Origin of the sequence: Paenibacillus hemerocallicola (assembly GCF_006265175.1) — a bacterium.
Taxonomy (GTDB): domain Bacteria; phylum Bacillota; class Bacilli; order Paenibacillales; family NBRC-103111; genus Paenibacillus_AB; species Paenibacillus_AB hemerocallicola.
In genome coordinates, this window is sequence record NZ_VDCQ01000035.1 from 36,094 (window position 1) to 57,796 (window position 21,703).

Annotated in this window: 15 protein-coding genes; 7 read left to right on the forward strand and 8 right to left on the reverse strand. The window is 54.2% G+C overall.

Annotation, left to right across the window (positions count from 1 at the left end):
• Nucleotides 1-22: 22 nt before the first annotated feature.
• The 5 genes from FE784_RS22690 to FE784_RS22705 all read right to left on the reverse strand — a co-directional run bounded on the left by FE784_RS22690 (nt 23) and on the right by FE784_RS22705 (nt 7,537).
• Nucleotides 23-1,363: an ABC transporter substrate-binding protein gene (locus FE784_RS22690; RefSeq protein ID WP_176706441.1), complete on the reverse strand. Its 1,341-nt coding sequence runs from the start codon at nt 1,361-1,363 to the stop codon at nt 23-25.
• Nucleotides 1,364-1,377: 14 nt separating this feature from the next.
• Nucleotides 1,378-4,443 carry a heparinase II/III domain-containing protein gene (locus FE784_RS22695; RefSeq protein ID WP_139604514.1) on the reverse strand — a complete coding sequence of 1,022 codons (3,066 nt, stop codon included), beginning with the start codon at nt 4,441-4,443 and terminating at the stop codon, nt 1,378-1,380.
• Nucleotides 4,444-4,468: 25 nt separating this feature from the next.
• Entirely contained in the window at nt 4,469-4,666 is a 198-nt protein-coding gene (locus tag FE784_RS42015; protein WP_246132134.1) for a hypothetical protein, read from the reverse strand.
• Between the two features lie 65 nt (nt 4,667-4,731).
• Nucleotides 4,732-5,670 carry a DegT/DnrJ/EryC1/StrS family aminotransferase gene (locus FE784_RS22700; protein ID WP_246132135.1) on the reverse strand — a complete coding sequence of 313 codons (939 nt, stop codon included), beginning with the start codon at nt 5,668-5,670 and terminating at the stop codon, nt 4,732-4,734.
• A 115-nt stretch (nt 5,671-5,785) separates the two neighbouring features.
• The gene (locus tag FE784_RS22705) at nt 5,786-7,537 is read right to left on the reverse strand and encodes a polysaccharide deacetylase family protein (protein WP_139604515.1); all 1,752 of its coding nucleotides are present in this window, start codon (nt 7,535-7,537) and stop codon (nt 5,786-5,788) included.
• A 344-nt stretch (nt 7,538-7,881) separates the two neighbouring features.
• Between FE784_RS22705 and FE784_RS22710 the strand changes: the two genes are divergently transcribed.
• The 7 genes from FE784_RS22710 to FE784_RS22740 all read left to right on the forward strand — a co-directional run bounded on the left by FE784_RS22710 (nt 7,882) and on the right by FE784_RS22740 (nt 18,673).
• On the forward strand, nt 7,882-9,273 hold the full coding sequence (locus FE784_RS22710; protein ID WP_139604516.1) for an extracellular solute-binding protein: 1,392 nt from the start codon (nt 7,882-7,884) through the stop codon (nt 9,271-9,273).
• Nucleotides 9,274-9,425: 152 nt separating this feature from the next.
• Entirely contained in the window at nt 9,426-10,991 is a 1,566-nt protein-coding gene (locus FE784_RS22715) for an SWIM zinc finger family protein (protein ID WP_139604517.1), read from the forward strand.
• Nucleotides 10,988-13,927, forward strand: coding sequence for a DEAD/DEAH box helicase (locus FE784_RS22720; RefSeq protein WP_139604518.1), 2,940 nt, complete (start codon nt 10,988-10,990; stop codon nt 13,925-13,927). Before FE784_RS22715 ends, FE784_RS22720 begins: the two co-directional genes overlap by 4 nt.
• A 223-nt stretch (nt 13,928-14,150) precedes the next feature.
• Nucleotides 14,151-14,819, forward strand: a complete 669-nt coding sequence (locus FE784_RS22725; RefSeq protein WP_176706442.1) for a response regulator transcription factor — start codon at nt 14,151-14,153, stop codon at nt 14,817-14,819.
• Entirely contained in the window at nt 14,816-15,838 is a 1,023-nt protein-coding gene (locus FE784_RS22730) for a sensor histidine kinase (protein WP_139604520.1), read from the forward strand. Before FE784_RS22725 ends, FE784_RS22730 begins: the two co-directional genes overlap by 4 nt.
• A gap of 113 nt (nt 15,839-15,951) precedes the next feature.
• A complete protein-coding gene (locus tag FE784_RS22735; RefSeq protein WP_139604521.1) occupies nt 15,952-16,719 on the forward strand; it encodes an ABC transporter ATP-binding protein in 768 nt (255 codons plus the stop codon).
• Between the two features lie 118 nt (nt 16,720-16,837).
• Nucleotides 16,838-18,673, forward strand: a complete 1,836-nt coding sequence (locus FE784_RS22740) for an ABC transporter permease (protein ID WP_176706443.1) — start codon at nt 16,838-16,840, stop codon at nt 18,671-18,673.
• Between the two features lie 339 nt (nt 18,674-19,012).
• Here the strand turns inward: FE784_RS22740 and FE784_RS22745 are convergent, their stop codons facing one another.
• The 3 genes from FE784_RS22745 to FE784_RS22755 are packed head-to-tail and all read right to left on the reverse strand — an operon-like array spanning nt 19,013 to nt 21,598.
• Complete coding sequence (locus FE784_RS22745) at nt 19,013-20,044, reverse strand: amidohydrolase family protein (protein ID WP_176706444.1); 1,032 nt, start codon at nt 20,042-20,044, stop codon at nt 19,013-19,015.
• Between the two features lie 19 nt (nt 20,045-20,063).
• Entirely contained in the window at nt 20,064-20,468 is a 405-nt protein-coding gene (locus FE784_RS22750; RefSeq protein ID WP_139604524.1) for a Rieske (2Fe-2S) protein, read from the reverse strand.
• Nucleotides 20,465-21,598, reverse strand: a complete 1,134-nt coding sequence (locus tag FE784_RS22755) for an amidohydrolase family protein (RefSeq protein ID WP_139604525.1) — start codon at nt 21,596-21,598, stop codon at nt 20,465-20,467. The genes FE784_RS22750 and FE784_RS22755 overlap by 4 nt, the downstream gene beginning before the upstream one ends.
• Nucleotides 21,599-21,703: the final 105 nt, after the last annotated feature.

Genomic DNA, 21,703 nt, shown 5'->3' on the forward strand with positions numbered 1-21,703 from the left:
ACGACCTCCTATTCATGGACATTCACTTTTTCAATTCCGCCGCAATTAACTTTGCGGCATCCTCATCCGCCTGGCGCAGTGCCGTATTCAAATCGAGCTCTCCCTTTTGCAGCTTCAGTCCGTAGGTCGTGTACAGATCGATCAGCTTTGCGTCGTAAAGCGCTTTGGGAGCGTTCGGCGCAAATTTTTTCTCAAACACGGCCTTCAGGTTTTTATCCTTGAACGGCGATTCCGTTCCGAACGTTTTCAACACGTCGTCGCTTTTCAGCACCGGCATAATGCCTTTTCGGGCCAATTCCATCTGAAACTCGTCGGACACCATATATTTCAATACTTCCATTGCGGCCGCCTTGCTCTTGGACGTTTTCGTAATGCCGAAGTAGGTCGGATAAGAAGGTGAGCCCGTATTCGGGAGGTTGGTGAAAGAGGGCAATGCGACGATATCCCAGTTGAATGCCTTTAGCTGCTGCTCCCATGCGTAGATCAAGCTGGACAAATAAGGAAACATCGCTACCCTCTGCTTATCGGTAAAGTCGTATATATCCGGAATTTTCCCCGATGTTTTCATGTAATCGGTGACGACCGGATCCTGGAAAGGGTCCATGAACAGAGTTTGGTAGAACGTTTTCCAGCGCTCGTCCTTATTGATCGTCGGCGCGTTGGCAGCCAGATCGGCATTCGGGATCGAGAGCGGATTCAGCCGGAACATATGCTTCTGGGAATGGGTCAAGCCGAAATAGGAAACGCCGCCTTCGCTGCGGGCCATCTTCTTTGCCGTCGCGATCGTTTCCTCCCAAGTGGCGTTCGATTTCGGATACGGTACGCCGAACTTGTCGAAAAGCGTCTTGTTGTAATAAAGGACGAGATTGCTGGTGAAGATGGGCAAACCGTACATTTTCCCGCCGGAAGCCTGCTTCACCGCTTCGATAATGGTCGGCTCGAACTTGTTCAGGTCGACCTTGTGCTCGCGGATCAGGTCGGTCATGTCGTACTCGAGCGCGGCCGGCATCATGAAGTTCTCATAATTCCCGATCGATTGGAAGAAAATGTCGAACGTAGTGTTGGTCGCAATCATTTGCTCTAGCGTGATGCCTTGGCTTTGAATGTACTTGATCGTATATTCGGGAAACTTCTGGCGCAGCGTATTGCCGAAACGGTAGTCGAAGCTTTCCGTCGGATCGTTGTTGTTCGAATAAAACACGACTTCCGCCGGTTCTCTTTTGACAGGCGTTTGCGCCTCCGGCCGGGCGGAATCCGAATCGGATCCCCCCCGCTTTCCTCCGTTTTCGCCCGAGCAGGCCGACGCCAATACTACGGTGGCAAGCATAATTGCAACCGGTGCGACATTCTTTTTGGCAAACATGTCGAACTCCCCCTTCATGATTTACGGGTTTCCCCTCTGACGATCAAATGTGATAATGGTATACGGAAAACTGCGCCTTCGGCAATGTCGTACACGTATCCTTTGGCAAAATCGTTCGCATCGGCGTACCGTCTCACCAAGGACGCTTCCCCGATATCGACGCGGTAGCGGTTGCCGCCGAGTCGTTCGACATGCTCGATCCGATAAGCCGCATTGCGAATCCCGTCATTGACGACATAGACATACCGGCCGATCCAGTCGGCAGACGTATCGTAGGCGCCATCTCCGGGCAGAGTGTCCAGTTCCACCTCGAGAAAGTTGCGAAAGGAAAGCTCCCGCGTGAAATCGACGACCGTTCCCGACGCAAACGTGCGGCTATCGCCGGAATAGTCCGAGAACCGGCCGTCATTGGCATATATAAACACTTCGAGACCGTCCCGCTCCGCATATACGCCGAAACATCCGGCAAACTTCAGCGTCCCGTCCACAATGTACTCGGTATCGGACGACAGCGTACAGACGACCGTATCCGTCCTGCCGCCTTCAAGCCCGATTCGGATCGCTCTCGCTTCGAAATTCCCCGCAACCGTTCCGTCAGCCCTTCTCACCTCCAGCGGTTCGATAGACCGGATAAACCGGCGGTCCCGATATGGCTCTATAACGGAGCTGAAAATCGATTCGAGATGTTCCCCTTGCCGGTGCGCGATGACATACTTCAAGGCTGGCGGGTTGGTCGGCTTCTGCGGGGGCACGCCGTCGGCCAAAGCAACGTCGTCGTACGAGCCAAGCATCGTCAATCGCAGGTGAACGTCCTTCGCGTCCGGCGAAAGGCCGCGAAAGTCAACGACCGCCCAATCGACGCTGAACCGGTCGGGAGGATTGGTGTCGCGTTCCATATTTTCCAGATAGTGGTAGCCGCTGCCCTGATACAGCTTCTCCGCCGGATCGGCGTCGTTCGGAACCCCGTACGGCACATCCGGACCGGCGTAAGTTCCGACGAATTGCCCGGTCTCGTCCGTCTGCGGCACGAGACGCAGTCCTTCGACGCTAACGTCGCCTACTGTCCCGTGGAAGCTGTAGCGATGGTCGCCGCCCCCCTTGACGCGAAAAAAATCGACGGTGTAACTTTGAGCCTCATCCACACGGATCATAGCTGTCGTCCGCCGGTACATGTCCGTGTGCGGATACGACTGCGGATCCTCCACCTCGATCAGCAGCACCTGCGGACCGTCGTCGAAATGACGCGGTAAGCCTACCCAGGACCCATTCTGCTTCCGGTTGTCCACGACTACCGTATTGTGACTGATCGTATTGTTTTCCCATTCATGCCGCTTCGGCCACAACCCCGTTGCTTCCGGGTATCCGAGGTCGGGGCTCAAATCGAGCCCGAAGGCGTGTACGCCGATATTCAGCTTGTCGCGATGGGCATGGCTCGTACCCGAACGTCCGTAATACATCCATAGGTCCCGCCTCGTATCTCCGAAGTCGGGGTCCGCCTTGTCTCCGTCCCGCAGAACGGCGAAGCCGAAGCCGGTCATATTCTCGCTCCGGGGCTTCCACTCGCCGTGCGTCTCGATCTCATGCCTGATTTCGTCCGCGAGGCGGTCCGCTTCTTCCGAGAATATGTCGCCGTGAATGCCTTCGGTCGAATTTCCGTTCAGAAAATAGGCGACCTGAGCCATGATCGGTTCGCGATAAAGCTCGTAGGCTTTCACGGCGACCTTCGGATCGATCAGGCGGAAGGCGTTGCCGGTCAGCCCCGTATCCCCGATCTGGGCCGTGTATTGGTCAAGCATAATGAGCGGAAGCTGGGAGTGGAACATACGCTTCAGCCTTATGTTCCGGTACAAATCGGCGCCCTCGAACCCGCTGTCGTATCCGGACAATATATCGGAAATGAGAACATAGCCTTCCAGCCAGCCGCTATTGTAGCCGGGCGAGCCTTCGTCGCCGTGGCCGTCCCTGTCCACGAGATTGACGAGCGAGGCCAGCATGTCGCCGCCGGATATATGATGGACGGGCTTCTTCAAATACGCTCCCGATCGGAATACGAATTGCAGCCACTCCTCCGTCGTACCGGGCTCGTCGAGCACGACGGCCGCCATCGCCAGAGCGCTTTGGTGGTAGCCCGTGTTGCCGCGGATACGCGCGGTTTTCACACCCGGATACACTTCCCGGATAATGCCATTCTCGATGTTCAGGCGGATCGCCTCCGCCGAGCTTTTCGGATTGTCCAGGCCGTACCGGCGCGCTTTTTCCTGCAGGAAGCCGATCGTTTCCCCATCGCCCATCATCGGGTAAAACGCGTCGTAAGCGCTTGCGTACAATTTGACGAGACGGGTTTCCCATATCGAGCCGATCGTTTTGCCGAGACCGTCGCCGCCATGAGAATTGAGGAATACGGTTTTGTCGTACGGCAACGTATCCATATCTGGATAAACGTCCGCGATCCGGTCCAGCATGATAACTCCTATCCGAGCATAGCGGATATCGCCCGTGTACAGATAAGCGTCGCGAAGGCCGGTTAGTACGTCCATGACCAAGTTTTTCCACAAGAAATGATGGTAATAGGCGACGAATGTCCACCGGTTTCCTTGTTCGTCCTCCCAGCCGAAGCCGTCGTCGACACCCCACGATTCCCCTTTGTCGGGGCAGAGTGTATTTACGAGCAGTCGTCGGTCCGCCAAGCGCGGATCGAATATACCGTGCCGATCGAGACCGCTGGCGTAATAGGCGGCGAAGTCGTTGGTCGGAAATTTGCAGCCGCTGCTCGGATCCGTTATTTTCCAAGGCTCGTTCAGATCAAGCGTGTAGCCGTAAGGGCCGTAAAGGGCGAGAAACGATTTCCCGGTAACGGGCGAGCCTTCCGCTTGGTTCGTAGCATAGCTCCGCGGAACGGACTGGGGAGGAATCAAGCTCCACCAGAAGTCCGCTCCGCGCGCCAAAGCATCGTCCGCCTTGGCGGCCGCCCGCTCCTTCATGTCGCGGGCCCATCCGCAGCTTGCGATATTCGCCCGCGCGCTGGCGACTTTGCTTGGGGTATACAGGGTGACCCGGCGCTTTGCGTTCGTTACAACCATTCGTTCATTCTCAACTCGCTTTCGGTTAAGACTGCAGATGACGGACTACTTTGCGGACCGCATGAGCGACGTCGTAGATGTCGCGTTCTTCGGCAAGCAGCACCCGTTGGCTCAACCACAGCACTTCCTTGTCGCTCGCACGTTCGCTGTTGGGGCAATCCCATACTTGCTTACGCCCCGTCCATCGCTGAGTTTCTTCCACGATTGCCGTGTTCCGATTCAATGGAACATACCCCCCGCTCACCGGTATGCCTTCGGCGTTTATTTTCCCGATCACCTCCTTCTTGTCTATCGGTCGGCCAGCTCCGGCGCCAGCCTGAACATATATAGGTGGTACGCATGCCTCGTCTGCAAAAGCCCCCGTCTCATCACCCCGATGTCTTCAATCTCCTCAAGCAATTGCGTCAGCAGCTCCGCATTGCGCTCCCGATGCCGAAGCTGCTCCTCGAGCCTCGTCAGTTGGCCGAGAAGAACGGCAGCCTGGAATTCCGTCATCCGCAAATTCCAGCCGATCCTCTCGTGCTGATACCATTCTCCCCCGCGCACGCGGCCCACGTTGGCGAGCGACCACGCCGCATCGGCAAGCTTGTCGTCGTTCGTGATCAGCATCCCGCCTTCTCCGGCCGTCAAATTTTTGCTGCTCTGAAAGCTGATGCTCCCGATATCCCCCAACGCCCCTACCGGCTTCCCATCCCATTCCGCTCCGATGGCTTGGGCGGAATCTTCGATCAAGACGAGGCCGTGTCGCACGGCAATCGCCTTCAACCGGGTCATGTCGGCTGGCGCTCCGGCAATATGCACCGCTACGATCGCTTTCGTTCTCGGCGTGACCAGCCGTTCGATCCGTTCGGGATCGAGCAGCAGCGTATCGGGCTCGACATCGGCGAAGACGGGAATCGCGCCGAACAGCAGCGCGGAGGTCGCTGTGGCGATAAACGTGTACGAGGGCATAATGACCTCGTCGCCGGGCTGTACGCCGGCTGCCTTTAAAGCTACTGTCAGAGACAGCGTCCCGTTCACCATCGTTATCCCATGTTTCGCCCCGTGGAGCGCCGCGATTTTCTCTTCCAGCTCCGGCAGCTTGCTCCGGTTCGCCCCGCCCCACTTGCCCGAACGCAGCGCTTCCAGCAGCAGCCGTTCCTCCGTCTCGCCGAATACCGGCCATAACGGGAATTCTGCGGCTCTAACCGGCTTTCCTCCATCACAAGCCAACAAATCCGTTTTCATCTTGCTCCCCCTTATTGGGCGCGATCAAAAAAATGGCGGACCTCATGTTGTCCGATCATACGCGTCACTACGCTTTTTTCGGACAACCAATTGGTCTATTTTTTTTGATCGCGCCTTAGTATAGCGACGTATGCATGGCAAGGCGTGTCGTAGTTCGGATCGTCGGTACGCCATAGCGCTCCGCGCTTGTCGATGCGTGCAGCTGCCGTGCGTCTGCTCCCTCCGGAATCGGAATATACAGCACCGCTTCGAGCTTCTCCGCCTCATCCGTCTTGGCTGCCACGGAGATTTCCCCGTCGTCCGCGGCGCTTGCGATACGCAGGCCGCGCCTGGCGCGCTCCCAGTCGTTTATCCGCTTTCCGGTCCAAAATTCGAAGCCTCGCGCCTTCGCTTCCCGAACCGTGCGCTTGAACGCTTCCCGAACCGGTGGTTTTTGATGCAGATGCACTTGATGGAACAGGAAATGGGCAACCCCTTCAACACTGCGCACCGTCTCCAGAAAAGGAACGATTACGCTCGTATCGGTCCATTTGCCATGATCCATGTCCTGGGTCAAAAAGCCGATCTCCAGCACGTTATAGATCCGGTTTCGTTCATCCGACCAAGCGATCGGACGGTAAGGGTGGCACGTTCCGAATAAGAAGCCGACATTCCCTTTCTTGCTCGGCCCTCTCGTCTGGTCGCTCTCGATACCGTACATTTCGCACCAGCGGAACAGCTCGCCCCAGCCTTCGAAGCGGGTAACGTGGTTTTTGTTCGACACGACGGCCGTGTCGCTCGCAACCGATCTCAAATGGTCCAGCTGGCGCTTGAATTCGGCTTCGGCCCAGTAGCAGTTCCGGTCGATCGCGTTGTAGTGGAACGCGATTTCATGGCCGTCCCGCTCGATCCGGTCATACAGCTGCCGGCTGTAACCGCTCTCGATCATGCACCAGGTCGAGCGGATGCCGCACTCCTTCATCAGCCCGAGTGTAGTGACGCCATGCTCCTCGTCATTGCCGTCGCTGTCGTGGGAAATCATCGCGACCGCCTCGACGCCCGGCGGCCAATAGCCGATATACGGCACGCTCCAGCCATGTTCGGCCGCACGCCGAACGATATGTCCGATTAGCGCCTCGCGCCATTCGTCGGCGTACGGGTAAGCGAAATAGGGAGCACCCGTCTCGCTGATCAGCCGATCGCGTTCCCAGCATTGCTCGATAGAATCGTCCGCCTTCAAAATTCCGTCGTTTACGGAAGCGGTGCCATCCGGCGCCGGAGCGCCATCCTCCGCGAGCGGCGCGGACCCTTGCTGCAGCTTCACGATTGTCGTCAGCAGCCCGACCGACCACCGATCGACAAAGCCGGAGCCGACTTGAAAATGGAGCAGCGCGGGAAGAACGTCATCATTTGCAACGTTTCGCACCGCGTCCAAGCGGATTTCCCCCAGTTTTTCAGCCGCAGCGACGTCATCCCCGAATGGCTGCCAGGGCAAAGCATCGAGAAAGCGCAGCGGTCGAGCGTCCGTGCTTTCCGTTCCTTTCTCGCGGGAGTGGAAATACGCATACCCGGATTGGTGCCGGGGCATCTTGACATATCCGAGTCTCGCTGCCATCCGGTTCAGATTGGCGAACAAGACGACGCCCCCTCCCTCGTTGGCGAAGCGGTACAAAACCTCGACTGTAGCCTCGTTCTCGGCGGCCAAGGCAATCAATACAAGATCGTAGCGGCTTCGCACCAAGTCGTCCAACCGTTCCGGCGTCTCATAGGTGATTCCCCGATGAGTCAACAGTTCCTCCAAGTAAGTTTCAAATACGTTCATTCCGTACTGCCAACGAGCTTCTGCGACTTTCCGATCGAACCAAACCGCGATTCGCGCCAGTTTCATAAGCGGTCCCCCAATGACGGTCATAGCCATTTTGTGTTACATTCATAAACCGGAATCATACCGGTTTACATACTTCATACTTGTGTTTCCACCGAAAAATTACTACTTTCTCGAGTAATTCAAAGGAAAAACGGCCGTTTTTTCACTTTACAAAACGACAAACATTAAACTCCTTTCGTGCGAAATCATTAAACCGGTATTTAACCGGTTGAGTTTGAGTATATACCGTTTCGAAACGGATGACAAGGAAAAAATGAATGTCTCTTCTCTAAAGGGATGTTGTATTGTTCCGGTCCGCTTTGCTACAATAGCAATACTATGATTTTAGAAAAGGATAGGTTTCCATGCGCAGAGAGAACGAACTGAGATATACGGAATTGGCCAATATTTTACGCGAGCAAATCTATTCGGGCTATATCAAGCCCGGGGAGTACTTGTTGTCGGAAAACCGGTTGAGCGAATATTACGGCATGAGTCGGACATCCGTCAGGGCAACCCTGGACAAACTGATGCAAGAGGGCCTCATCGTGAAGCAGCCTTCCCGAGGCTCTATGGTGTCGCCCGATCTGATTATACCGGGGGAACAGCATAAGACGTTGCAAATCGTATGTACTTCCCCCTCCGAATTCATGAATGCTTGCCTACCGATCGTCATAGAGACATTCGAACGCGAGCATCCCCATGTCAAAGTGAAAGTGATCGGCTATCCCGCCGGCTCGTTCTGGGACTGTCTGAACGGCGGCATGGAGCCTGACCTGCTGCTGATTACCGATCGGCAATACGCCGATATCGAGAGCGACGAAGCGTTCGGCGAGTTTCACGTTTCGGTGTCCAAATCCGCTTCCGGCATCTATCCGAAGCTGCTGTCGGCATTCCGGGGGGACGGCAAGTTCAAAGCGATCCCGGTGACGTTCTCGACCATATTCATGGCGTATAATCCCGGTTTGTTCGAGAAATACAACGTACCGAAGCCGACCGCGGATTGGGTGCGGGAAGATCTGCTGCGCGCCGCGCAAAAATTGACGCTAGATACGAACGGCGACGGCATCACGGACCAGTACGGCCTATCGTTGTCATCCACCTTCAGCCGTTGGCTCGTTTTCGCTCTGCAAAACGATGTCCGCTTCTTCACGAAATCCGACCAAATCGAATCGCTTCAAAACTCGCTGGACTTCATCCACGACCTGCTCTTCCGCTACAAAATTGCGACCTTGTTCCAGAGCCGGCGTTTTCTCATCAATGGGGACGCGTTTCCCAGGCAGCGGGCAGCCATGGTGCTGACCACGTCAATGGAATTGGCCGGTTGGAGAAAGCAGATGCCGTTCGAACCCCAAGTCACGGCGATGCCGTTCGGCCCGTCGGAAGCAACGACGGCAGTGGCCAATCTGTTCGCTATTCCTTCCACGTGCCGCAATTACGAACTGGCCAATCTATTCGTCCAAACCGCGATCCGGGAAGATGTCCAGAAAACGATGGTCGAGCGGACCCGGTTCATCTCCGTACTGAAACAAGTAAACCCGCAGGTGTGGAGCGACGATTATTTGCATTCGCTTAACATTCATAACGGCGATATCGAAAACAGTTATTTCCTGCACGAGCTGTTTCCGAATCCGATCGATATTCTTGACCTGGAGCAAGGGATGGAATGGTTTTGGGCCGGCTTGGAACCGGCCGCCTCTTTCGCCGGGCAGCTGCACGACATTATTGCGCGCCGGTTCAGCGATAATCGGGCATAGCCAGTCTAGTCGCAGAGGCGAGTTCGTGGCGCATTCCGCTACTGCCGCCGCGAGCCGAACCTTGCTAATGCATTTTTCCCAGTATTCATTTCATCGCCTATCGCTTTATAATAGGGGAAAACTATCTTTTATCTGTTGCAAGGAGCTTTGTTATGACAAAAAGTGCCAATCCGCCGTTAAACGATGAGCAATGGTCGCAGTTGCTGAAGTATGCAGCTGATTCTTTCAATGAAGTCACCCTGAGTCGAGGGTTTCAATATTTCAAACAGCAGTACGTCACCTCCCTGTACATTACCGAGAATCGTGCGGTTCAAGCGAAGGTAACCGGCTCTGAAGACTACAAGGTTACACTCCTACTGGAACAGCTCAGATCCAGCTCTTGCACCTGCCCCGTCCACACCTACTGCAAGCATCAGGCTGCGGTTATGATGGAGCTGGCCAACCGACTCGGATACCCGGCTACCCAGATCGTGAATGCCAAGCAACACCTTTTGCGGGCCGCAGCGATCCCGTCTGCCGAGTCACTGCTCAAGGAATTGCCCCACATGAATGTATACGGCTGGCATGAATTCATGAACCAAGCTACATCTCTTGTGAGACCCGGTTATGATCAGGGGATGTACATAGAGGCACTGCGGTATCAGTTGTCTAATCACATGAAGGGTCCCACTCCGTTCACGGCAATGGACTTGATCTACTTCGAGCTGCATCAACACTTGTTCATTCTGCGGAAGGTATCCGAGCTGAGCGCTCAGGGCAGCTCAGCCCACATTATTTCTCATGCGACGTACCGGCTGTACGATGAAGTGCATGCCCTCCTGCACCAGAAAGCAACCCTGTTCAACTTCACGCTCTCAGCAGAACGTCTGAAGCAAACGTTAAGCTACCTCCGGCAGCAGATAGCGGAAGAGAAAGGCCATAAGTACCTGGAATACGGCCTGTATACGGCGATGTGGAACTACTGGATCGCGCCCCAGCCTGAGGCCGACTACTGGGTGTCTCAAGAGTTGAACGCCATGGAGCAGCAGACTGCCGATATTGGCTCCTCTTCTCTAGCAGCGGCAAAAGCTTTCCTATATCTGCATCAAGCCAAAAGCAGTGAAGCATGGGCGGCGCTAGAAGCAAGCGGTACGTTAGCCAAAGCACCGGCGAGTCTATTTCTCCCTTTTCTGAAACTCCTGTCAAGTTCTGGCGAGTGGGGAGCGTTGGTCGATTGGTTAAAGCGAACGGCCTCGCACTTCTATGGTCCCATGACCAAGGAACGCGTAGCCTATATGGGGTATTGGAAAGAAGCGGTTGAGCATGTTCCTGAAGCCGAGGAGCTGCTATGGAACGTACTGGAAGGGATGTTGCCCCATTCGACCCCGGTTATCGAGGATATGCTGTACGAGCGGCAAAACTGGAAGGCATGGGTCGAGATGCAGATCCTCCTGGAACGTGATCCCTTCTATCATCGGGTAAGTGTATTGCAGCCCATCGAGAAGGAGGCGCCAGAGCTTCTTCTTCCTTACTACCATCAAGCCATCGAGCACTATGTCTCCCTCAAAAACCGGCAGGATTACAAGGCAGCGGTCAAGCTGCTTAAACGTCTGGTCAAAGTGTACAAGAAGATGAAGCAGAACGAGCGTTGGGACAGCTTTTTCTCTCGATTCATGGAACGAAACAGCCGGCTGCGGGCACTGCATGAGGAATTAAAGAAAGGAAAGCTGTTGGAATGAGTGCGAAACTATGCGATATGTCTATACATGCAATACTGACGGATGACGGAGATGCCTTGCTATGGGGGCTGAAGGATGGACGCACGGTAAGCGGAGATACGTTCCGCAAATTAATGTTCGCCTGGCACGAGCCCTCCTGCTACGGAACAACACTGGAGCTGCAGCAGGCCGGGGAGCTTGTCGTGACGGTCCTCCCTTCGGAGATGGTGCTCCCCTTCTTCGCCGAGCCGAATCTCATGGACATTCTCCGCTGGGAAGGCGGGGACGAAGGGACCAAGGGATTATTCGAGGCTGCACCGCTTCTATACCGAGAAGCTCAAGCGGGCCGCTATATGCCTAGCTACAGCGCTTATCGGAATGGGAAGCTGCAATGGACTTGGGAGGCGGATTCCGACGAGCTGGAACAGCTCAATTGGGAGGCGCTAAATAGTTTGGACTCTTCCGGCGACAAACTGTCCGGATTGCGCTCCGCCTTCTCGGCCGCCGTATCGATGAAGCACTATGCGGAAGAAGCTGCCGTGTCCGATCTACGGCGGGAGTATCCCGCCTTGTTCCAACGACCGCAGCCGGCAGACTCGACTATGGTGCTGACGGAGGAGGAGTGGCTCGTATCGCTCGGTTGGAAGCCGGACCTGTCTCCCTTCCGCCCCACTCTGCAACTGCTCGAGCCGGAAGAAGAGCAAGACGAATGGCGCCTGCGTCTGGTGCTGCAGGACAAGAGCGAAGGATCGACACTTGTGCCGATCCGCCTCGCTACAGACGGACAAGCTTCCGGCGTATGGACGCCCGACTGGAGCCCTTTCATCCGAGAGCGTTCTCCCGGATGGGCAGCCAGGCTCCTCGCGACGCTTCCGAACGCGAACAGCCGCGGCGAGCTGTTCGCTGCGCCGTTAAGCGACGAGGCTGCTTGGCACTTCCTGACCACGGACAGCCGCCAATTGCTCAGTGACGGCTGGAATGTCATGCTGCCCGGCTGGTGGGAAGCCGCCTCGAAGCGGAAGCCCCGTCTACGCGCACAGGTTACACCCGATGTAGGCGGCAGAGGCCAGTCGTTGTTCGGGCTGAACGCCTTGGTCGACTTCGACTGGCGCATTGCGATCGGCGATGCGGATCTGAACGAAGCTGAATTCGCAGAGCTGCTGAGCCACAAGGAGCGATTGATCCGCTTCCGCGGCGAATGGGTCATCTTGGACCCTGCTCTGCTGGAGAAAATCCGGAGGCTCATGGCAAGCGTGAATCCGGAAGAAGGCTTGTCCCTGCAGGACATTCTCCAACTCCACTTGTTAAGTGAATCGGAGCAAGAGGGAACAGGCAGGAACGGGCGGTCATCCCGAGAAGATGCGGGCGATCCCGAAGACGAGGAAGAACAGCTTCGACTGGAGGTGGAGTTGAATACTCACCTCTTGGCACTGCTCCGTCAGCTTGGGCAGCCTTCGGAATTAGCTCCGCTACCTGTACCTGACGGACTGCGCGCTGAGCTGCGAGGCTACCAGCGTGAAGGGTTCACCTGGCTCAGCCATCTGAGAACGTTCGGGCTGGGCGCCTGTCTAGCCGATGATATGGGACTCGGGAAAACGGTTCAATTCATCACCTATTTGCTCCAGCACCGAGCAGAGTTCGAATTCCCCGCCCTACTCATCTGTCCAACTTCGGTGTTGGGCAACTGGCAGAAGGAGCTTGCCCGATTCGCCCCTGAGCTGAGGGTTAAGCTTCATTATGGGAAGGGACGGCTCCCTCGCGAGGAGATTGCTGAGGCTGTGAAGGATACAGACGTCGTCATCACCTCCTATACAACGGCGCTGTTGGATCAGGAATTGCTGCAGGAGATCGTATGGAGCTCCCTATGTCTCGACGAAGCCCAGAACATCAAGAACGCGCAGAACAAGCAATCGGTCGCCATCCGCTCCCTACAAGCAAGGCACCGCATTGCAATGACCGGAACGCCGATAGAGAACCGGTTGTCGGAGCTGTGGTCGATTTACGACTTCCTCAACCCGGGTTACCTGGGGAACCAGCGCGGGTTCCAGCATCGGTTCGCCAATCCCATCGAGAAGCATCAGGATGCGGAGCGAACGGCCCAGCTCCAGAAGCTCGTCAAGCCATTCATGCTGCGGCGCAAGAAGAACGATCCCGCGATCCAGCTCGATTTGCCGGACAAGCAGGAGATGAAAGTATATATCAACCTGACCGCCGAGCAGGGAGCGCTTTACGAGCAGTCGGTCAAGCATCTGATGGAGCGGATGAACAATCTGGAAGGTATCGAGCGCAAGGGAGCCATTCTCGCCGCCTTGACCCAGCTCAAGCAGCTGTGCGACCATCCCGTGTTGCTGACGAAGGAAGCTGTGCCGCCCGAGGAAATCTTGCAGCTCGAAGAGCACCGGGATGTGTTCATCACCCGATCTGCGAAGCTGGAACGACTCGTTGCTATGGTCGACGAGCTGCGGGACGAGGGCGATTCCTGCCTGATCTTCACCCAGTATGTAGGCATGGGCCGCATGTTGGCCGACGTGCTGCGGGTGCATCGGGGCGAGTCCGTGCTGTACCTGAATGGCAGCACGCCCAAAGCGGAACGCGATAAGATGATCGACTCGTTCCAGGCGGGAGACGGTTCGGGACCCGGCATCTTCGTCCTGTCGCTGAAGGCCGGCGGAGTCGGTCTCAACCTGACGGCGGCCAATCACGTATTCCACTTCGACCGCTGGTGGAACCCGGCTGTCGAGAACCAAGCGACCGACCGCGCCTATCGGATGGGACAGAAGCGCAATGTGCAGGTGCACAAGTTCATTTCCCTCGGCACGTTGGAGGAGAAGATCGACGAGATGCTGGAGAGCAAGATGAGCTTGAGCGAAAATGTCATCTCCACCTCCGAAGGCTGGATTACCGAGCTCTCGAACGACGAGCTTCGCGACCTGTTCACGCTGCGGCAATCGTGGTAATACGGATACATGAACAACCTGACCGGGAGTCCTTAGATCCCCGGTCAGGCTGTTGGTGGTTACGTTCGGCCAGACTTATACGGGTCAGTCTGCATTCGGTGCGGATCAGCAATTCTTCCCTTCCATTATGAACTCGGCAGATCATTATTATCGCGCTTATCGCTGAGTTGTATTAATCGCTTATGAATGAACTATCACACTCACAGTGTAGCGAGGAACGATTATGTATAAGATTATGGTGATTGAAGATAGTGTTGAGCTTCGGAATGAAATGATCGTTCTGTTAAGAAGAAATGGCTATGACGGTTACGCCCCCGAGCAATTCGATACGATCATTTCCGATATACGGGTGACGAATCCCCATCTCATTCTGCTCGATATCAACTTGCCTGGGCAGGACGGGTTCCAGCTTTGTACAGAGATTCGCACCTTCTCGCAGGTGCCGATTATGTTCGTTACCAGTCGCAATACCGACATGGATGAGCTGATGTGCATGACGCTCGGCGGTGATGATTATATAAGCAAGCCTTATAATACATCGATCTTAGTTGCCCGCATATCCGCGCTACTTAAGAGAACGTATGGCAACAGCAGCAGCCAGGATCAATTGACTCACGGTGCAGTGACACTTCATTTAGCGACCAGCAGGCTGGAAGCCAATAATCATTTCGTCGAGTTGACCAAGAATGAATTGAAGATTATGCATTATCTCTTTATGCACAAGAAACGAATCGTATCTCGGCTCGACTTGGTAGAATACCTATGGGATAACGAAATGTTTGTCGATGACAATTCATTAAGCGTCAACATCAACCGAATACGAAACAAGCTGCAAGCCCTTGGTCTCGAGGAGTATATCATGACAAAGCGCGGACAAGGATATAGAATATGACTTTATTCACATATATGAAGGACAGGCTGCTCCTCATTGTGCTGCATGTCGTTTGCATGGTTCTGCTGGCTGCTTTTTTGAGGCTGGTTGGCAATGATGCCACTGTTATCCTACTCATTATCTTCATCTGGACACTTATAATAGCTGCATATTTTACCGTTCATTTTGTAGTCCGACAAAGCTTTTTCGATCGTTTAAGCGAGCTGTCGAATTCCCTTGAGCAACGGTATTTGATCGCAGAAGTGATGGATCGGCCCGTTCGGATGGAGGATGTGGAATACTATCGCCTGATCAAGGCCGCGGGCAAGTCCATGACCGAGCATGTTACCGAGGTTCGCGGTGAACGCAAGGAATATAAGGAGTACATCGAGCAGTGGGTGCATGAGATCAAGACGCCCATTGCCGCTATCCAATTAATGTGCGACAACCATAAGTCTGATGTTACCCGCAAGATTCTGATGGAGCTCGAGAAGACGGATCAATATGTCGAACAAGCTCTATACTATGCACGCTGCGAGCAGGTTGAGAAGGATTACTTGATCAAGGAGATGTCCTTATCCGAGTGTGTCCATTCCGCTATCCTGAAGAACAAGCAGCTGCTCATCCAGAATGGGATTCAGATTCAGACCGAACAACTGGATCGCACCGTCTATTCCGACAGTAAATGGATTGAATTTATCGTCAACCAACTGCTCCTCAATGCGGTCAAGTACCGCAAGCAGAGACAGGAAGCCTCTACGATCGCCATCTATGCAGAAGCTGTGAGAAACGGGGTCGGACTCGTAATTCGGGATGATGGAATCGGAATTGTGGAGAGTGAATTACCGCGTCTGTTTGAGCTCGGATTTACCGGGTCTAATGGCAGGCACAATCAGAAATCGACCGGAATCGGCCTCTATCTGTGCAAGCGGCTATGCGACAAGCTCGGGCTCGAGATCGCGATCAGCTCGATACGAAATGAATATACAGCGGTGACGATCTTCTTTCCGATCGGTACCTTGTACAAGGTGCAAGGATAATCTCCTTGCTTCTATTTCTTTATACGCTATCTAACAATAATGAAAGAATATATTAAGGCAAATGGATACAGAAGCGGTGTGAATCGTTGGATAATGATAACGAGGTGATTCACATGACAACATTATTAAACATCGTCAACATCGAGAAATATTACGGCAACAAGAAGCAAGTGACCAAAGCGATTGATACTATCAGCTTTCAAGTCGCAGCAGGAGAGTTCATCGGCGTGATGGGCGCGTCAGGCTCAGGCAAGACGACTCTGCTCAATGCGATCGCAACGATTGATCAGGTTAGTGCGGGACATATTTACTTGAACAACACCGACATCACCGAAATATCAGAGCGGGATATTGCAAAGTTTCGTCGACAGAATCTAGGGTTTATATTTCAAGACTTCAATCTGCTCGATACGCTGACCATCCAGGAGAATATTGCACTTGCGTTGACTATTAACCAGGTAGATGCTGACGCAATCGATAAGCAGGTACAAATGGTGGCGCTGCAGCTAGGCATCGGAGATATTCTGTCCAAGTTTCCATATGAAGTATCGGGCGGGCAGAAGCAGCGCTGTGCATGTGCTAGAGCGATTGTAACGAAGCCGCAGCTCATCTTGGCAGACGAGCCAACCGGGGCGCTCGATTCCAAGTCGGCTCAGATGCTGCTTGAGTCCATTTCCGAAATGAATACTAAGCTAGGTGCCACCATTCTGATGGTTACGCATGATGCATTTGCAGCGAGCTACTGCAGCCGAATTTTATTTTTGAAAGACGGCACCCTCTTCAACGAATTGATTAAGGGGGAGAAGACGCGCAAGCAATTTTTCAATGAGATTCTGGATGTGATGGCTTTGCTCGGAGGTGACTTGTCCGATGTACTATAAGCTATCCTTGAGGAATATGAGGCGTACCGCATCCGATTATGCCATCTACTTTATTATGCTGATGCTGTCTACTGGACTTATGTTTGCCTACAATTCCATCATCTTCTCGGACGAGTTGATGACGCTCGCAGACAATATGAGAGCTTTATCGTATTCCTTCGTCATTCTTTCGCTCACCTTGGTCATCGTGTTGGCCTTTATGGTGAATTATGCAACAAGGTTCATCATTAACAAGCGCAAGCGGGAATTCGGCACCTATCTGTTGCTCGGAATGGAACGGCGAACGGTAGCACGTATGTTTCTGGTTGAGAATATCGGAATCGGTCTCCTATCCTTCGCAGCTGGAATATTGCTCGGGATGCTGCTCTTTCAAGTGTTTACCGAGATTATTATGCATATCTTCGACCAGGTGTACCACATTCAAGTAGTGTTCTCGCTCAAGACAGTCCTTCTTACCGCACTATACTTCATCCTGATGTATGTGCTTGCACTGTGGGGCGGCGGCCGCCTGATTGCCAAGCTTAACATTTATGACTTAATCTATGGCAGCAAATACAATGAGATTTTTAAATACCATCATCCGATGTTGTATACCGTATTGTTCCTATTCTTCGCCAGCCTATGTGCAGGTGGAATCTATCGGGTTATTACGATGTTCAATTCCACGGTATCGGCCAGTGACGGTATGCTGACCTTGTTCGCTTGTATTGTTGCCGTTATCGTTGGCGTATATGGAATCTATGTATGCTTGGCTTCGTTCATCGCCTTGCTTCACAATAGAATGAGACGGTTTCGATACCGCGACACCAACCTGTTCCTTCTGCGGCAGATTATATCCAAGATTCAGACCAATAGCCGTGTTATGGGCGTACATGCAGTCGTGCTCACCCTATCCTTATGCTTATTGACAATGGGCTTATCCATCGGTCAAGGCTTCAAAGTGTTGGCTCATTCGGAGGCGCCATTCGATGTGATGGTCAAGATCGAAGATCCGGATGTTTTGAGTTTCGAGGATGTGCTTCAGTTTATCGACGACAGAGCGCCGATTAAGGATTCCGTCGCATACAAGCTATACGCCAACAATCAAGCTGGCTATGAATCTGCAGCCTTTCTCAAGCTAAGCGATTACAATCGGCTTCGAGCACAGCTCGGACTCGATCAGAAGCAATTGCCCGAGAACCGATTCCTCATTCACGCAGAATCGCGGCGGATTCGCGAGTCAATGGAGGATAAAGCGGTGACTTCAGAACTGAAGATTCAAATTGGTTCGACACAGCTGACTAGCGATGTCAAGCTAATGTTTTCCGAGCCGATTGAACAGTATCGGATCAATGCATTTGAGGAGTTTACATTTGTTGTACATGATTCATTGGCCGATTCGAGCCTGACACCCGTCAGATCCAACCTGATCGTGACCAATTACAAGCCTGCGCCTGAGCGTCTCCGGGATGAGCTGAACGATTATATCCGTTCCGATTGGCTGCCTAATCAGCAGGGACTTGATCCGAATATGGAGCGACCACGCATTCAAACCAAGAGCTGGACATTGTCTAATAGTATGGTTTCGTTCACCACATTATCATTTGGCGCGATGTACATTAGCTTCGTCCTCTTCTTAATTGTAGCGACGGTACTTTCCATGCATCAACTCACCGATTCGGCTGAGCATCGATTCCGATTCGACATTCTGCGGAAGCTTGGTGTCGGACAGGATGGAATTAATCGCTTGACACTGAAGCAGCTTACCCTGTACTTCGTCTTCCCGATTATCGTGCCGATTCTGATCACGGTCGTGTTGTCCGCGAGCATGAATCAAGTCTTCTACACGTTCATACCGAAGCCGAATATCGTCGTTCATAACATGCTGATCGCTTTGGGTTCCTTCCTGGTCCTATATATGTGCTTCTTCTTGGCGACTTATATAGGATTCAAGCGGAATATAGCGTCGAGGTAGACTAGCCTGCAGATTTGCTTCTTCACGCGCACGCGACTTTTTCGCAGAGCTTCAGCCGCCGGATTTCGCCGACGTCCGCCTGCTAGCTACGGGCGGCTTGGTCCCTAGCCGATTCCTTTAACAGCCGTTGCGGTGTCCTGAACCTGCACTCCCCGGTAACCAGTGTCCGAGGCAGCCGCCATCTGCAACCGACCACAGTGACAGGTCTTCCCTTCGGAAATTTCCTCTTCGTCGGGAATGTCATCGTAAAAGCGCCAGTTGAACTGAAAATCAGTTCGAAACTGACGCTTTTCGAGCTGTCAACTCCGGAGAGCGACTCAACACATTGACATGCTTCTTCTATATACCGTACAGTTCCGCTGCTGTATTTCCCATCACTTGCCGCTTCAAAGAATCTCGTTCGTTTGACCAGATCGCCGCTTGTGCTGCCTCATCCCCGTACGGATAGTTGCTGGCGAACATCAGTGTCCTCTCGGCGTCAATCTGTCTCAACAGCTCGTCCTGCAAATTGGCATTGTTCGGCAGCTCTACCGTTTGTGTCGTTATGCGAAAGTGCTCGCGGAAATATTCGCTCGGGAATCGTTTGACCCATGGCGTCTGCACCCTCAACCCTCTCCAGTCCTGATCCAGACGCCATAAATAGGGCACAATCCAGAACACGCCCGCTTCCTGCAACACCACTCGCAACGTTGGAAACCTCTCGAATACCCCTTCGAAAATCATGCTGGCCACATGGGCCATCATCACCTGCGTCCTGGAGAATATCCACTCCGCCCGGGTCGTGACGTATCCTACCCCGGTCATCGGATTATTGATGCCGACGCCCTCCATCCCCGCATGTATAGTCAGCGGCAATCCGTGCCGTTCGCAAGCCTCGTAAATCGGATCGTAGAAACGGTTGCCATAAGGCATGAACGCTCCATTGGAGACGAGCACCTGGACCATGCCGGGATGCGGGGCCATCCGGTCGATTTCCTTGGCCGCATAAACCGGCTGCTGCTTGGGAATGATGATCGAGCCTTTCAGACGCGCATCCTCTCCTAGCCAGTGATCGACGGTGTAAGTATTGATCGCCCGGCACAGCTCGACCGCATATTCGTAATTAGGCGCGGCTTGAACGCCATAATTCGTGCCGGTCAATATCCCGCAAGCGAGGGGCCGCTCGTCCAAATAAGCTTGACGCAATGTCTGCACATCCGCGACTCCGTCCCGGGGATCGCCGCCCGGCACGGCGTTGCCGTAAGCGTCGGTCAGCTCCCGGTAGGCGCGGGGCAAATACGGCTTGATTCGCCCCATTCCCGTATCGTGGTGAATATCGCAATCGATCACCGCATGCGGTGCGGCACGATCGTCCGTCCTGTCAGTCTTCATCGTCCTTCCCCCGTCCCTGCTACATATGAACAACAACCATTTCATCCACCACGGTAACATCGAATGTTTCCACGGTCACCTCGTACGTTTTCGTGCGCATTTTCGGATCAACGATCATCTGCCCGGTCTTGATGTCGAATTCCCACTGGTGCCACGGGCAGCGCACGATTTCCCCTTCGCGTTCGTGACGGAAGCCGCCCGGCTCGTCGGATACGACGAGCGCGGTGGTCAAACCTCGGCACAGCGGAGCGCCCTGATGCGGACAAACATTGCGTATGGCGTAAAATTTGCCGGCGATATTGTACACGCCGATACTCCGGTCACCCGCATGCACGATCTTTCTCGTACCCGGAGCGATATCCGCCGCTTTGGCCACGGCGTATTTGCGGTCCGCCGGCCGGCTTGTCGTCGGCTGCTCGCTCATGACTGCTTCCCTCCGATCCCGGTGCCGCGATCCGGCAGACCGTACAGCTCCGCCGCGTTCCGATAAAAGATGCGGTCCCACAGCTTCTCCTCCAGCCGGGGCAATGCCAGCTGCGGCGAATCGAAATCCCAGTGCGGATAATCGCTGCAAAACATCAGCGTTTCTTCCGCGAACAGGCTTGCCAGCATCTTGTCGAAAATGGCGCGGTTGGGCGTAGCTTCGATCGGCTGCGTCGTCACTCGGACATGCTTGCGGAAATATTCGCTTGGCGGTTTCTTGACGAGCGGCAATTGCGCCCGCTCCGCGTGCCAATGTTGATCCATTTGCCACAGGCACGGCACGACCCAGAACACGCCCGCCTCCTGCAGCACCACCTTCAAATCGGGAAACCGCTCGAATACGCCCTCGAAAATAAAGCTGACCAAATGCGCCATCATATTTTGCGGACGCAAGGCGCGGGTTTCGATATAATGGGCGACGCGGCCGGCTCCCGTTTCCGGACTGTGGATGCCGTTTCCTTCCACGCCGACGTGAATCGTGAACGGCAAATTGTAGCGGCAGCACGCCTCGAAGATCGGATCGTAGAATCGGTTGCCGTGCGGCTTCATCGCCCCGCTGGAAACGAATACTTGCACCATGTCCGAGCGTCCGCCGACACGGTCGATTTCGGCCGCCGCCAGATGCGGCACCTGCTTCGCCACCAAGATAGATCCACGAAGTCTGCCGTCCCGCGCCAGCCACTGCTCTATCGTATAGTCGTTGACGGCCGCCGCGATGGCGGCGGCATGCTCGCCGTCGGCCATTGACTGCAGACCGAAGCTGTCTCCCGTCAAAATACCGTATTCCACATTGAAAGGGTCCAGAAGTTGCGATTGCACGAGAGACAGGTCGCTGCCGGCGGGGCTGCCGTCCTCAGGGATGGCGTCCACCATCCTCCCCCCCACGCCGCCGTTAAAATGGCCTCCTCCTCCGCTGCCCGCCGCTCGCGGCGGCGACTCGAGATACCGACGCGGCAAGTAATCTTTGTAATATTCGTGTGCCGTATAGTGATGAATGTCGCAGTCAATAATGGAACGCTTCAATTTTGTTCGGCTCTCCGCTTGCGGCGGCGTCGTCCCGACGGTTTGCATGATGGTTCCTCCTTGTATCGGCGCTGCATGGTTGCTTCACCTTTGATTTTACAGCGGTACGAATCGATACCGTTACACGATGTTTGACGGATGCATAGTCGATTG

Excerpts from the sequence above, each read along its gene's own strand:
- FE784_RS22690 (WP_176706441.1), bottom strand. The coding sequence starts at position 1,363 with ATGTTTGCCAAAAAGAATGTCGCACCGGTTGCAATTATGCTTGCCACC.
- FE784_RS22695 (WP_139604514.1), bottom strand. The coding sequence starts at position 4,443 with ATGGTTGTAACGAACGCAAAGCGCCGGGTCACCCTGTATACCCCAAGC.
- FE784_RS22700 (WP_246132135.1), bottom strand. The coding sequence starts at position 5,670 with ATGAAAACGGATTTGTTGGCTTGTGATGGAGGAAAGCCGGTTAGAGCC.
- FE784_RS22705 (WP_139604515.1), bottom strand. The coding sequence starts at position 7,537 with ATGAAACTGGCGCGAATCGCGGTTTGGTTCGATCGGAAAGTCGCAGAA.
- FE784_RS22710 (WP_139604516.1), top strand. The coding sequence starts at position 7,882 with ATGCGCAGAGAGAACGAACTGAGATATACGGAATTGGCCAATATTTTA.
- FE784_RS22715 (WP_139604517.1), top strand. The coding sequence starts at position 9,426 with ATGACAAAAAGTGCCAATCCGCCGTTAAACGATGAGCAATGGTCGCAG.
- FE784_RS22720 (WP_139604518.1), top strand. The coding sequence starts at position 10,988 with ATGAGTGCGAAACTATGCGATATGTCTATACATGCAATACTGACGGAT.
- FE784_RS22725 (WP_176706442.1), top strand. The coding sequence starts at position 14,151 with ATGTATAAGATTATGGTGATTGAAGATAGTGTTGAGCTTCGGAATGAA.
- FE784_RS22730 (WP_139604520.1), top strand. The coding sequence starts at position 14,816 with ATGACTTTATTCACATATATGAAGGACAGGCTGCTCCTCATTGTGCTG.
- FE784_RS22735 (WP_139604521.1), top strand. The coding sequence starts at position 15,952 with ATGACAACATTATTAAACATCGTCAACATCGAGAAATATTACGGCAAC.
- FE784_RS22740 (WP_176706443.1), top strand. The coding sequence starts at position 16,838 with ATGACGCTCGCAGACAATATGAGAGCTTTATCGTATTCCTTCGTCATT.
- FE784_RS22745 (WP_176706444.1), bottom strand. The coding sequence starts at position 20,044 with ATGAAGACTGACAGGACGGACGATCGTGCCGCACCGCATGCGGTGATC.
- FE784_RS22750 (WP_139604524.1), bottom strand. The coding sequence starts at position 20,468 with ATGAGCGAGCAGCCGACGACAAGCCGGCCGGCGGACCGCAAATACGCC.
- FE784_RS22755 (WP_139604525.1), bottom strand. The coding sequence starts at position 21,598 with ATGCAAACCGTCGGGACGACGCCGCCGCAAGCGGAGAGCCGAACAAAA.